The 13254-nt window shown below is 42.2% G+C and carries 11 protein-coding genes; 4 read left to right on the top strand and 7 right to left on the bottom strand.

Annotation, left to right across the window (positions count from 1 at the left end; all coding sequences use genetic code 11):
• Positions 1-70: 70 nt before the first annotated feature.
• The 6 genes from G563_RS0103815 to G563_RS0103790 all read right to left on the bottom strand — a co-directional run bounded on the left by G563_RS0103815 (position 71) and on the right by G563_RS0103790 (position 7496).
• Complete coding sequence (locus G563_RS0103815; protein WP_028664139.1) at positions 71-2500, bottom strand: ABC transporter permease; 2430 nt, start codon at positions 2498-2500, stop codon at positions 71-73.
• Between the two features lie 171 nt (positions 2501-2671).
• Complete coding sequence (locus G563_RS0103810; protein ID WP_037325859.1) at positions 2672-4090, bottom strand: serine hydrolase; 1419 nt, start codon at positions 4088-4090, stop codon at positions 2672-2674.
• Between the two features lie 183 nt (positions 4091-4273).
• Positions 4274-5104 carry a DUF4097 family beta strand repeat-containing protein gene (locus G563_RS0103805; protein WP_028664137.1) on the bottom strand — a complete coding sequence of 277 codons (831 nt, stop codon included), beginning with the start codon at positions 5102-5104 and terminating at the stop codon, positions 4274-4276.
• A gap of 87 nt (positions 5105-5191) precedes the next feature.
• Positions 5192-6061, bottom strand: coding sequence for a DUF4097 family beta strand repeat-containing protein (locus tag G563_RS0103800; RefSeq protein ID WP_028664136.1), 870 nt, complete (start codon positions 6059-6061; stop codon positions 5192-5194).
• 81 nt (positions 6062-6142) lie between these two features.
• Entirely contained in the window at positions 6143-6979 is an 837-nt protein-coding gene (locus G563_RS0103795) for a zf-HC2 domain-containing protein (protein ID WP_229598435.1), read from the bottom strand.
• Positions 6948-7496, bottom strand: a complete 549-nt coding sequence (locus tag G563_RS0103790) for an RNA polymerase sigma factor (RefSeq protein ID WP_028664134.1) — start codon at positions 7494-7496, stop codon at positions 6948-6950. Before G563_RS0103790 ends, G563_RS0103795 begins: the two co-directional genes overlap by 32 nt.
• A 280-nt stretch (positions 7497-7776) precedes the next feature.
• On the opposite strand from G563_RS0103790, the gene G563_RS0103785 reads away from it, so the two are divergent.
• From G563_RS0103785 to G563_RS0103770, 4 genes are read left to right on the top strand one after another with little or no spacing between them, the layout of a single operon-like run.
• Positions 7777-8295 (top strand): GFO_1088 family ECF-type sigma factor, encoded by a 519-nt coding sequence (locus tag G563_RS0103785; RefSeq protein WP_028664133.1) that lies wholly within the window; start codon positions 7777-7779, stop codon positions 8293-8295.
• Positions 8279-9034 (top strand): HEAT repeat domain-containing protein, encoded by a 756-nt coding sequence (locus tag G563_RS0103780; RefSeq protein ID WP_028664132.1) that lies wholly within the window; start codon positions 8279-8281, stop codon positions 9032-9034. The genes G563_RS0103785 and G563_RS0103780 overlap by 17 nt, the downstream gene beginning before the upstream one ends.
• A gap of 40 nt (positions 9035-9074) precedes the next feature.
• On the top strand, positions 9075-9851 hold the full coding sequence (locus G563_RS0103775; protein WP_028664131.1) for a DUF4097 family beta strand repeat-containing protein: 777 nt from the start codon (positions 9075-9077) through the stop codon (positions 9849-9851).
• A gap of 21 nt (positions 9852-9872) precedes the next feature.
• Positions 9873-10571, top strand: coding sequence for a DUF4097 family beta strand repeat-containing protein (locus tag G563_RS0103770; RefSeq protein ID WP_028664130.1), 699 nt, complete (start codon positions 9873-9875; stop codon positions 10569-10571).
• A 197-nt stretch (positions 10572-10768) separates the two neighbouring features.
• On the opposite strand, the gene G563_RS0103765 is transcribed toward G563_RS0103770, so the two are convergent.
• Complete coding sequence (locus G563_RS0103765; protein ID WP_028664129.1) at positions 10769-13240, bottom strand: ABC transporter permease; 2472 nt, start codon at positions 13238-13240, stop codon at positions 10769-10771.
• Positions 13241-13254: the final 14 nt, after the last annotated feature.

Genomic DNA, 13254 nt, shown 5'->3' with positions numbered 1-13254 from the left:
AATTTTTGTGCCGATATTTTTGCAATAGATAAGCACAAATATTGAGCTGATTTCTACTTTATCATGACTTTTATTCTGATTTTAAACTATTGATTGGGTTGGTCAAGGCGGCTTTCAGCGTTTGAAAGCTGACGGTTATTAGGGCTATCATAATCGCAGAGGCACCGACACCTACAAAAACCCATGCACTGATTTCGATGCGGTAAGTGTAACTATCTAACCATTTTTGCATCAGAAACCAGGCTAATGGAATGGTGATGGCCAAAGCAATAAGTATCAGTTTGATAAAGTCTCGTGAAAGCACAAAGACCAGATTGGGAAGACCCGCTCCTAATACTTTACGGATACCGATTTCTTTGGTTCGCTGTTCAATCACCAGCAAGGCAACTGCAAACAGTCCCAAACAAGACAAGAAAATAGCAATCCCCGCCGCTAGGCTAAAAACTTGGGTCATCATTTCCTCTTCTTGATACCAATCATCAATGTTTTGATCCAAAAATGTACCCATAAACTCGGCCTGCGGTGCTACTTCTTTCCATACATTTTTCAATTTGTCCATTGAACTAGCCAAGCTTTGAGGAGTGACCCGAACAAAGATATAATGAATGGTTTCGGTATTAGAAATGTGCATCGTAATCGGCCTACTTTCCGAAGTCAACGAATACAAATGAAAGTCAGGAACCACTCCAATAATCTGTGATTTAGTACTGGTCGTATCGCCATCATCTCCCAACAACAAACCTACGGGACTCTTTTCGCCCATCGCTTTGGCCATACTTTCCGTAATCACCAACCGATTGACCGAATCGCCTGCATAAGCTGGGTCAAAATCCCGCCCTGCTGCTACCTTTATATTCAGCGTTTTGAGGTAATCATAATCCACCAACAACCAATCTGTATCTACTTTTCTGCCTTTGTAAGTAAACCCCACTATCGACCTCGCACTGACACGGTCTTTACCTTTTCCCAAATTGACGCCAGTACCTGTTACAGAAACGATAGCAGGGTCGTTAGCCAATTTATTCCGCATTCGTTGAAGTACCTGCCGACCATTGGCGTAATTGCCGACAGGAATACTGATGACTTGTTCTTTTTGAAAACCAAGCGGCTGTTGGCGCAAATACCCGACCTGTTGAAGTGCAATAATGGTAGCGCAAGCCAGTAAACAAGACATGGAAAATTGCATAACAAGGAGTGAATTTCGCAAAAGTCCTGGACGTTTCAGGGAAATTTTCCCTTTTAGTACTTCAACAGGATTGAACTTGATCATTTGCCAAGCAGGGTAGCCTCCCGCAATAAATGTGACCAAAACGAACAGAAACAGCATCACGGCTATAAACCCAGGCTGGAATGCATACTCAAGTTCAATTTTAGCATTAAATCGTGCATTAAACTCTGGTAAAAGCAAAAAGGACAGAAGAATACCCACCCCAAAACCTATAAAACATATGATGGTTGACTCACTCCAAATTTGAATAAATAGCTGTTTTTTTAAAGCACCCAACGATTTTCTGACACCCATTTCTTTGGCACGCGTAAACGAACGAGCAATGCTCAAATTGATAAAATTGATGCAGGCAATCAATAAAATAAAGAACCCTATACCCAACAGCACATAAATCAAAGCAATAGGAGCGCCTTTGCCCCCATCAATATCCCGAGCAAAATGAACATCGGCCAAAGGTTGAAGCCGAATAGCAAACAAATCACCACGCTCATCCGACTTGACACCCTTTTTGACAAGTGTCTCAATCACTCCCGCATAATATTTTTTTGCAAACGACTTTAATCGATTTTCTAATGTAGCTTGCGTCACTTGTGGGTTTGTTTTGACAAAAACCAAATGAGAGTTATTCAACCAGTTGTCTTTTTCAGATTGGTAATTGGTTAGGTTTTCAACCCGAATCAAGGCGTCGTACTGAATCGTCGAATTATAGGGGGCATCACTCAAAACACCCGTAACAATGTATTGTTTCTGAGTTCCTTCATTCCCAATTTTTAATGATTTTCCAAGAGGGTCTTCGTTTCCAAAAATGGCCTTGGCGGTGTTTTCACTAAGCACAATGCTGCTCAATTCTTGAAGGGCTGCTTCGCGATTCCCCTTGAGCAAAGGAAATGAAAACACCTTCATAAAATCCGGGTCGGTCAGAGTCACTAATTTATCAAAGTATTTCCCTTGGTATTCAATCAAACTCTTCCTCCCCGATACTATTCTCGCGGCAGCTTCAATCTCAGAATATTCTGCTTTTAGGGCAGGCGTCAACGGTATCGGCATTCTGCCCGATTTGCGAGCGCCTTCGGGGTCATTGTTGACGAAATATGTTTGAAAAACTCGGTTGCCGTCGGTATGAAAAGCATCAAAAGTTAGTTGTAAATAGGCTATTAAAAACAAAAACAAGCAGATACATACTGCTACAGCAATACCTACTACATTGATAGTGGCATAGCCTTTGCTTTTAAGCAGATTGCGTAAGGCGATTTTGACGTAGTTTCTTAACATAGCTGCATTGGGTTTTTATGTCTTAACTTATAGCACGGGGCAATACTTATGCCAAGAAGCTATACTTTTGAAAATCAGGAAGTTGTGCAAGTGTATAGGCACAAAAATGTCCGTAAATGGACGATTTTTAGTTCACTTACGGACAGGGAAAATGGAATAATTAAGTTTGTATTATTTCATAAGCGCCTCCAGTGCTTTTTTACCGTATTCATTCTGAGGGTTCAGTTCCAATGATTTTTTGTACATTCGGATGGCCTCTTCTTTTTGGCCATTCTTCAAAAGAGCTTCGCCATAACTGTCATATACATTCCAACTATCGGGATAGAGATACACATTCAGATGAAAAAGTGGAAGGGCTTCGAGTAGCCGACCTTTACTAAGAAGCCTATAAGCCCAATCATTCAAATCCGTTTCTGTTGGCAGAATCCCCCCCTTTTCTTTTTGCTCTTTTACAATCGCAATCGCTTGGTCAAAACCTTGTTTGCGAAGCTCAATGTGAAGCGCCGTAAGCGGGTCAGAAGCGGGGATTTCTGGGTTGAAGCATCCCGCCAATTCATCAATAAAATCTTCGGGAGAAGCTCCTGATAGATTGGTCAAGACCACAATCGTTAAATCATCTTCGGGATACACAAAGAAGGCCGACCGTCCGCCACCCGTAGCTACTACGGCAGAGTGTTTTGGGCGGGGTTTTGTCATCCATCCTAATGCCCATTGTGTAGGCTTACCATTGTTGTATGTGCCTGCTTTCCAAAGTGTTTTAACGGCTGTTTTGGTTTTGAGTAAAGCCCCTTTTTGTAATGCTATAATCCACCTTGCCACGTCTTCGGCAGTGCTGTTCATACCAGAAGCAGTTCGACGAAATGGCGGAAATTCGGAATTAAAATTGATAAGTTTTTCCTCTTTCAATTTTTCCCCGTTAAGACTTGAAACGTATTTATAGCTTTGGGTCATGTTGGGAATGACATCGCGATAATCACCAAAACCAGTGTTAGACATTCCAGCCACTTGAAATTGTAATTCTTTAAAAACATCAGCAAAAGGCTTTTGGCGGTATTTATCAATGATTTTCCCTAATAATGCATAATTTGTCTGATTGTAGCTAAACTGTGTTCCTGTAGGAAAGCTCATCGGGGCTATGGTAGTTTTGGCCCATGCTGCTTCTTCGGAGAGATTGGAAGGCGAAGTTTCTAAAACTCTAAGAACGTCAGGAAGGCCTGATACATGGGTGAGTAGTTGACGTACTTTGACTGGTTGCCATGCTTGTGGAAGGCTGTCGAGATAGCGTGACACAGGCGCCTCAAGGTCTATCTTTCCTTCCTCTACTAGTTGCATGATGGCTACACCCGTAAAGGCTTTGGTGCAGGAATTAATTTGAAAAATGCTTTTTGAAGTGACGGGAACAGCGTATTGGATATTGGCTATGCCATACGATTTCGATAATACAATTTGCCCTCGTTGAACCACGGCAATTTGCAAGCCAGGAATTCGCCGTTCTTGCATTTCACGTTTGATAATTGATTCAAGTTGAGGATTTTGTGCGAAGGTGGGAGCGACAAAAAGAATAAAAAGAAACGAGAGGGCTGTTTTCATAAACAGGGAAATAGGTGTGGTTTAAAAGATTGATAAACATGGGTCATCCCGAATTTAGATGATTCCTATTATATCTCTTAGTACGAAGAGGAGACTTCTGATTAATCATATTTATTCAACCATATAAGGCATATAAGAGCGTAAATTATATGTCTTATATGGTTGAAACACGGTTCAAAAAAGCTACTTCGCCTTTCGGATGTAAATATTGCCGTGCATGTTTTTCATCATCACTTCGCTGCCTCCCCCGTTGACTTTGCCTTCTACCCAGTCGTCGATGCTTACTTTATAGAGACCGTCTTTCGTAACCTTGTTGGCTTTAGGGGTAGTTTTGTCTACATCTACGTCAAAATCGCTGTAAATTTCTCCCCTGTCAGATTTAAGTTTGACGTTAAATTTGGCGGTTGGCGGAAAAGTCACATCCAACCGGCCATTGAGCGATGTAAAGGCCATAGGAGTATCAGTGTTCACGCTCTTGAAATTGGCTTTCACTTCGCCGTTTACGGTAGTAGCCACCGCCGAACCCGAAACGTTGTTGAGGTGAATAGCACCATTTACATTGCTTATTTCCAGTACTCCCGTTACATTTTCGACTACTATATCCCCATGATTGACCGTACTGATTTGGAGTGAAAATTGTTGCGGTACTTTAATCGCCAAATTCATCGGGCGTTTCATAAAGTGCGAAGAAACTTTTACGTTATTGTTACGTTCTTCGGCGGTCAGGTCAATACCCCCGCGCGTCGAAATTTTCTTCATTCCTGTTGCGAGTTCATCTGTTTTTTCCTTGGGGTGAGGTTTGGGAGCCTCGCTCGTAGCATCTATGATGATTTCTTTACCACTGTAGCCTGTTATTTTGATGGAGCCATTCACCATATTAAGGCGCAAACTACCCGGTTTGTTGGGGTCGGTCAAGGGTACTACCAATTGCTCTTTGATGTCATTTTGAGCATTTACCGACAGGTGGGTAGTTATGAATACAAAAGCTGCGAAAGATAATTGAATGATTTTCATAGTATTAATGGAGCCTTCTTTTCGGAAAGTTAGGACTTGTTTTGATTTTTGCATCCTACACTAGCGAAGGATGCGAAAATAGGGTGATTATGATTGTTTTGTGATATAAATATTGCCATTGAAGGTCTCAAATCGGAAGATTTTGCCGCCATTTCCAATCCGAACGGAGGTTTCGGTATTGAGTTTATAAACCGTAGTTTTTCCATCTTTTTGATCCTGATTCTTAACCACTTTGACGGGTAGGTTTTCGACATTTTCAAAATCAGTATAAAACTCTCCCCGAAAGCTCTTAAACTCACAGTCGGCTGATAAAGCCGCAGGATAGGTGATTCGGATATCTCCATTGAGGGTTTTGTAATCAGATTTTCCGGGCGGAATAGCCGTATAGTTGGCGGTCACATTGCCATTAACAGTACGCACCTCAGTAGCACCTTTGGCATTGGTGAGCGTTATGGCACCGTTGACATTATAGGCTTGGAGCGCACCATCTACATTTTCGACGGTGACATTCCCGCCGTTGACGGTTGAGACGTGAATGCTCATCGCTCTTGGTATTTTGATAGTGAAATCAAGGTCATAGCGGTATTCTATGCGTCGGTTGTAATTTCGGCCTTTCCAGTTGCGATTGGGGCGCGAGTCATAGGGTTCCAAAATATAAGCGATAATACTGTCGGGTTTTTGTTCAAACATCAGTTTAAATTCGGCTTTGCCTTGCTCCAAGACTTCCTTGGTTTTGGCCGAAATCGTCTGGTCAACTTCTATCAGCACTTTGTCTCCAGAATAGCCTTCTACTTTAATGGAACCGTTGATATTGTAAATAGCCAAAGTACTATTGGCGGCATTTTGTTGGAGTGTAAACTCCTTCTTGATTTGTTCTTTAAAATCAAGGGATTGGGCGGAGGTTTGGGTACAAGAGAGTACCACGCCCGCCAGTAAGGCGAGGAAGATAGGTTTCATAGCTATTGGAGAGATTAGTGTATTTAGAGTATTTGTTTTTTTTGTAACTTTCTGACAGTAAGGTAGTACTGTTGCTTGTGGCTATGACAAATCTTTGATGGTTTGTTGAATTTTTGTTTTTACTAAATCATTCAAATCATCACGGCGGAGCATCTGCTTAAATGCCCTGATAGAGCGTTTTTCTTGCAGTTTTACCATCAAATCGGCCAAGGCTACTTGCACCAGCGGCGACTCTTGTTGGGGAAGCGATTGCACCAACCCCTCCCTCACGTGAGGGTCTTTTGCCATTTGGGCCAGCGCTTCCAAAGTTACCAAGCGCACATTGACGTTGGGGTCGTTGTTGAGGGTCGTAAACAAAGCCTCTAATACACGGCCATCTATTTCGTTGATTTCTTTGGTATAGCTTACGGCACGTAGGCGCTCGCTTGCCGAAGGGTTTTCAATCAGCGAAAGCATCATCATTTGGCGCATATCTTGTACTTCTTTTGTCAAGGTGTCCAGTTGCTCTTGATAGGCCATTTCTTTGGGGCGACTTAGCCAATAGCCCCCTAGCAAACCTATGCTTATGAGACAAATACTATAAGCCAATCGTAAGGCCAGCTGTGGGGTCCAAAAACGTTGCCATTTTTGGATAAATTCTTGCCATACATTCGCCTTTTTAGGCGCTTCTGTTTCTTTAAAATGATTGAGCATTGCATAAAACCCTTCACGTAAATGCTCACTGGGCTGGGGTACGGTGACTTTTCCCATTAGCTGCCACAATTGTCGGTCGGTTTCGAATTCGCGCTGACAGTCGGGGCATTCGGCTAAGTGTTTATTGAGGGCTTCTTGTTCGGACTCAGTTAGTTGGTGATTTAGCCAGCCCGTTAGCCGTTGTTTTGACTCTTCACAGTTCATGAGCTTTGCTTCCTTTTTCAATGTGTAAATAATTTTTTTTTAATTCTCCTAAAGCACGGTGCACTCTCACTTTGATGGCTCCTTCGGTAGTATTCAAAATCTTGGCGATTTCTTCGTATTTTAATTCTTGGTATCGGCTCATTATCAGCACTTCTCTATGTTCGGGGCTGAGCTTGGACATGGCGTCTTGTAATGCTTCTAATTCTTGCTGCTTTTCGAGTTGTTCGTCGGCTGCTACCCCTCCGCCGAGCTTTTCGGCCAATTCGGCAATGTCGTATTTAGGGCCTCCCCAGCGTTCTTGTTGACGAAACGAATCATTCAAAATATTCCGTGCCAAATGATACATCCAAGTTCTAAACTCCCCATCACCGTTGAAAGTATGTCGGTATTTGAGCATTCTATAAAATACATTTTGGACCAAATCTTCGCAAGCATGGGCTTGGCAAGTCATGTGGTACAAAAAGGCGAACAATGGCCGATGGTAACGCTCAAAAAGCAAGCCCATCTTGTCTAAATCTCCGGCTTTTACCCGAAGCATAAGCGCATTGTCCGATAATATATTCAAGTGTTTCGAGGATGATTAATGAGGTGATTTGTACGTGGAAACTTCCGAAGTGTAAGAAGGTTACAGGAAAAAGAGATTTTTTTTTAATATTTTTCTGTACGATTGAATTTCCTGTATTGATTGTTAAGTAATTGAAAATGATTTATTTAAAATGGTGGGTATAGGGGAGATATTATAAAACTGTAAAAATAGGGTTTATATGTCTAGGATGATACTGTAATGTTTTTGTGGCTCAATCGTCTTTGCTATTGAAATGGATTTGAAAGCTTTTACACAACTCGTTCTTCCTACGCAAGGGCGCCTTTATAGAATAGCTAAGCTATTTCTTCGCAGTCGTGAGGAAGCGGAAGATACATTGCAGGATGTGCTGCTGAAGTTGTGGAGCAACCGTCAGCAACTTGACAATTATCAGAGTGTAGAAGCGTTGGCCGTACAAATGACCCGAAATATGTGCTTAGATAAGCTAAAGTCTAAAGCCTATCAAAGTACCGAAGCAGACACAAACTTGCCAGAAATAAGCACCAATGTAAAGTCACCGTATCAGCAGGCCGAACTCTCAGACAGCGCCGCACTAATGCGCCAACTTATAGAGGCATTGCCAGAGCAGCATAAGCTTATTTTGCATTTGCGAGATGTAGAAGAGTATTCTTTTGAAGAAATCCAAGAAATAACCGGAATGACCATCAACAACATACGGGTGGCATTGTCGAGGGCGCGGAAAGAGGTGAGAGACGGGTATTTAAAAGTAAACAACTATGAATCAAGATATTGAAGAATTGTTGAATAAATATTATGAAGGCGAAACTTCGTTGGAAGAAGAGCGGCAATTGCGCGATTTTTTTCAACAAGAAGGCATTCCGCTTCATTTGCAAGGGCAGGCGGCGCAGTTTCGTTATGCTACCAACGCACGCACGCAAGAGCCGTCGGCAGGGGTAAGCTATCGTATTGTGAATCAACTTCACAAGCGCACCAAAGTACAGGCACTCACTACATGGGGCTTACGAGTGGCGGCGGGTGTGACTTTGATTTTGGTTGGATTTGCGGGCGGAAGGGGGTACACACTTTATAAATCTCAAGCAATACATACACAGAGCCACGAGATGATAGCCATGAAAAAAAGCTTGGATTTGAGCCAAACACATACCTCGGCAAGTGAACGTATTTGGGCGGTCAATCAGGTCAACAATCTCCCTGAAGTGGATGCTGAAATTACCCAAATTCTCATCAATACCATGAATTTTGACGACAACATAAACGTCCGTTTAGCGGCATGTCAGGCATTACGGCGGTTTGAAAATGAACCTTTGGTAAGAGAAGGGTTGATTCAATCACTCAAGATTCAGACCGATCCCAATGTGCAACTTACATTGATTGAAATTTTGGTGTCTATCAAAGAAAAACGCGCCGCCGACGCCATGCAACGTTTAGCCCAAAATCAAGAAGCATTGGAGATTGTACGTCAAAAAGCAGAAGAAGGCGTCATGCAATTGAAGAAAAAATCAACCTCTTAAAGCGAGGCTAAGACAACATCTTACTTTATATCATCAAACCATGAAACGAAACATTTTAGTAGGCACCTTATTGTGGGGGTGTGTTGGGGGAGTTTTTGCCCAAGAGTTTAAAACCAAATTTGCCAATTCGAAAGAGCAAAAAATTGTGATTGAGATGGATGCCGGAAGTCTCAAAATCGAAGGCTACGATGGCAATGAAGTAATCATCAAGGGAAATGGATTTCAGGCTCCACCCGAGCAGGCCAAAGGACTCAGACCTTTGTACAATTCGGCTATTGATAATACGGGCGTTGGACTATCGGTGACCACCCAAAACAACGTACTCAAAATCGAAAAGGCATCTCGTAAAAATACCAATTACGAAATCCGAGTTCCTAAAAAAGCGGCTATTTTTTATGAACAAGCCAACTGGCACCCTGCTGATATTTATATCAAAGATGTAGAGGGAGATTTAGAAATAAAAACCAAAAATGGCAAGATTGAACTCTACGATGTCACAGGCCCTGTAGTGGCCAACAGCACAAGTGGTGATATAAAAGTAGTGTATTCGAATGTCAATCAGACCAAACCAAGTGCTATTTCGGTGATTAGTGGTTTTATTGATGTGACATTGCCCGCCAATACCAAAGCCAATTTGAGCCTTCGGTCTATTACGGGCGAAATGTACACGGATTTTGATTTAGGTCTCAAAACTTCCAAAGAAGGTATGCCTCGTGTAGGTGGTGGTAATAATATCGACGCTACCACCAATGGAGGTGGGGTGGAAATTAAACTTAATAGTATCAGTAGCAATATCTATCTCCGCAAACAAAAATAACCATCTACAACTCATACTGCCATGAAAACTTTTTCATTTTTGCTGGGAGCTTTATTGGTAATTAATACAGCTTTTTCCCAAAAAATCATTGAAAAGAAAATTCCCTTTTCAGCCAAACAAACCGTAAACCTAAATCTAAAATTTGGTGATAGTATTCAGGTAAGATACTGGGACAAATCTGAAGTCTCCGTCAGGATTGAAGCAACCATAAACAGCGGCCACCTCAACGATGCACTTACTGTCGAATCATCTTCTAGTGCTGAAGAGATTGTACTCAAAACAGATTTTGACAAAGAAATGATGAAACAAGGCAAAGCGGAGGATTGCCCCGGGTCTAAATCTACTTGGCGCACAGAGCGCAATGGCAATGATTACTATGTGTGTAGCAAGATCAATTACCAAGTGTATTTGCCAAAGCAAGCTAAGTTGAAGCTAGAAACTATCAATGGCAATATCGACATCAAAGGTGCTAGCAGTCCTGTATTTGCCAAAACCATCAGTGGTTATGTTGATTTTAGCTGCCCCAAAGCCCAAGGTGCAAATTTGGCCATGAAGACTATTACGGGCGAGGTTTATACGGATTTGGATATTGATTTTAAATCTAAAAAACAAAAAAATCCGATAGTGGGGTATTTGCTAGAAGGAACCGTAAACGGTGGTGGGCCGGAGGTACGATTAGAATCAATCAGCAACAATGTGTATGTCCGAAAAAATCCGTAGAGACGTTGCATGCAACGTCTGTATTGAACGTCTGTATACAACGTCTCTACAACATCTGTATGTAACGTCTGCCCGCAACGTCTCTATAACGTTTGCATGCAAGGCCCGTAGATGTAGATGATGCCAATCCGTAGAGACGTTGCATGCAACGTCTGTATTGAACGTCTGCATGCAACGTCTCTACAACACCAAACAAATTATTCGGTTTTTAATGATTTTACAGGGTCTGATAAGGCCGCTTTGACAGACTGAAAACCAACCGTCAAAAGGGCCATCAAAACTGCTAATCCTCCTGCAATCGCAAACATCCACCACGAAATACTGATGCGATAGGCAAAATCTTGTAGCCATTCTGACATCAAATACCAAGCGATAGGAGAAGCAATCACAATCGCGATAATCACAAGTTTGAGGAAGTCTTTGGATAGTAGTGCGGTGATTCCTAATACTGAAGCACCCAAGACTTTGCGAATGCCAATTTCTTTGGTACGCACTTCGGCTGAAAAAGTAGCGAGGGCAAACAACCCCAAACAGCCAATGATAAGTGCCAAGGCTGTAAATACTCCTAAAATCAAACTGACTTTATTTTCGGTACGATATAAAGTTTTAAAAGAAGCATCTAAAAAATCAAACTCAAAAGGAACATTAGGAACACTCTTTTGCCACAAAGATTCGATTTTGGCGATGGCCGTTTTTTCGTTATGAGGTTGTAATTTGACAGCTAGGTACGAACCCCAAGTTTGGTAGGTTTTAGAAGATTTATGGAAAATGGCCACAGGTTCGATAGCTGCTCTAATCGACCCAATGTGAAAATCCTTCATGACTCCTACCACCTGAAAGCGCTGGTTTCGATTGCCAGGGTAGCGCATCCATTTACCTATGGGTTTTTGCCAGCCAATAGCTCTTACTGCTGCTTCGTTGAGAATGACCGACGTCGAATCAAGTGGTGAATTATGAACAAAATTTCTACCTTCTAACAATTGAATTCCCAAAGTTGGTACAAAATGCTCGTCGGTTAAAAAAGAAGAAATAGGTATATTTTGAACAACAGCAGTGGTTTGAGTGCCTTGCTCTGGCTCATAAAAATCTCCAAAACTCCCTAAAGAAGGTAAGAAAGTAGAGTGCGTTACTTGCTGTACTTCGGGCAGTTGGAGCAGTTTTTGTCTGAAAGTTTCTCTCGCACTTTCAGATTCTAGGTGACGTACATTTTCTACAACTAAGATGTTTTTGCGTTGTAAACCAGTTGATTGATTTTGGGCGAACTGTAATTGCCAATACACGACTGTGGCGCATATCATCAAGGTGATAGAAACCGCAAACTGAAATACCACCAAACTACTACGGAGCCACCCTTGCCCACCTTTGGCCGAAGGAGTCGCAGCTTTGAAGATATCTACGGGCTTAAACTTGGATAAATAAAGGGCGGGATATATTCCTCCTAAAAGCGTACTTATGAAGGGTAATATCAGCACTAAACCAACGGTATTGGGGGAAAAAAGCTCCTTGAAAGTCCATACATGGTCGGTGAGTTGGTTGAACAAAGGCAGGGCTAAAGACGCTAGAATCATAGTTAAGCCAAATGCCATCAGACTAAACAAGAATGCTTCTATTAAAAATTGACCAATGATGGTGCTACGTTGCGAGCCAATCGCCTTTCTTACCCCCACTTCGCGGGCTCTTTGAAGAGAGCGTGCAGTAGTGAGGTTGGTGAAATTGACACAGGCAATGATCAGTATCAACACACTGATGATACTAAATAACTCTACTTGTTGGGCATCTCCCAAAGTGGTGAGTCTGGAGGAGAGGCCGGGCTGATAGAGATGCAGGGATTTTAAAGGTAAAAGTTCGACTTTATAACGGTCCCCGCGCTTCATGTTTTCCTCAAAATTTTGACCAATGCGTTGATAAGCCGCCGGTGCATGAGTCCTTACCATGAGGTCGAATCTATCGGTAAGCACCGCCAATTCCACAGGAGTAAGAGGCTTACGAAGCCGTACCCATGTGTCCATTTGGAGCCATATCCAGCTCCACGAAAAACGCTCCACTACTTTGAAGTTGGTCATTGAAACCAAAAAATCAAATTGGACAGAAGAGTTGGAAGGAATATCTTTAACGATGCCTGTAATGCTAAAGGGTCGCTCATTAATCGTTAATGAGCGGCCTATGACATCCATGCTGCCAAAGTATTTTTTTGCCATTTTTTCGGTCAAAACCACACTATTAGGTTTATCCAGTGCCAATGCTGCATCACCCTGCTGCATCGGAAAACCAAATAATTCGAGAAAGGCAGTATCGGCGGCCATAATCCCGTTTTCATTGAAAAGCAGCGGTTTTTGGTTTGGTAAATCTCGTTGAATGACAGTGGCACCTAGGTCAAACGTTCGGGCAAACATCTCAATTTCAGGATAATCAATCGCCATTTGGGGCCCTAGAGGTGGCGGAGTATTGGTAGTGCGACCTTCATCCTGTCCCATTTTGAGATTGAGTGCTACTGCATGTGTACGTTCGGCATATGGCAAAAATTCATCATAACTTTTTTCGTGTTGTACATAAAGCATAATCAACCAACAGGCCGTTAGTCCTAGTGCCAACCCTGCAATGTTGATAATGCTGTATACCTTATTGCGAAGTAGATTGCGGAAGGCGATTTTGAGATAGTTTTGTACCATGATGATATAGGTTT

It is taken from the genome of Runella zeae DSM 19591 (genome assembly GCF_000423565.1).
GTDB lineage: Bacteria > Bacteroidota > Bacteroidia > Cytophagales > Spirosomataceae > Runella > Runella zeae.
The sequence above is the reverse complement of the archived record's forward strand: the minus strand, read 5'-3'. Positions and strand labels throughout refer to the sequence as shown.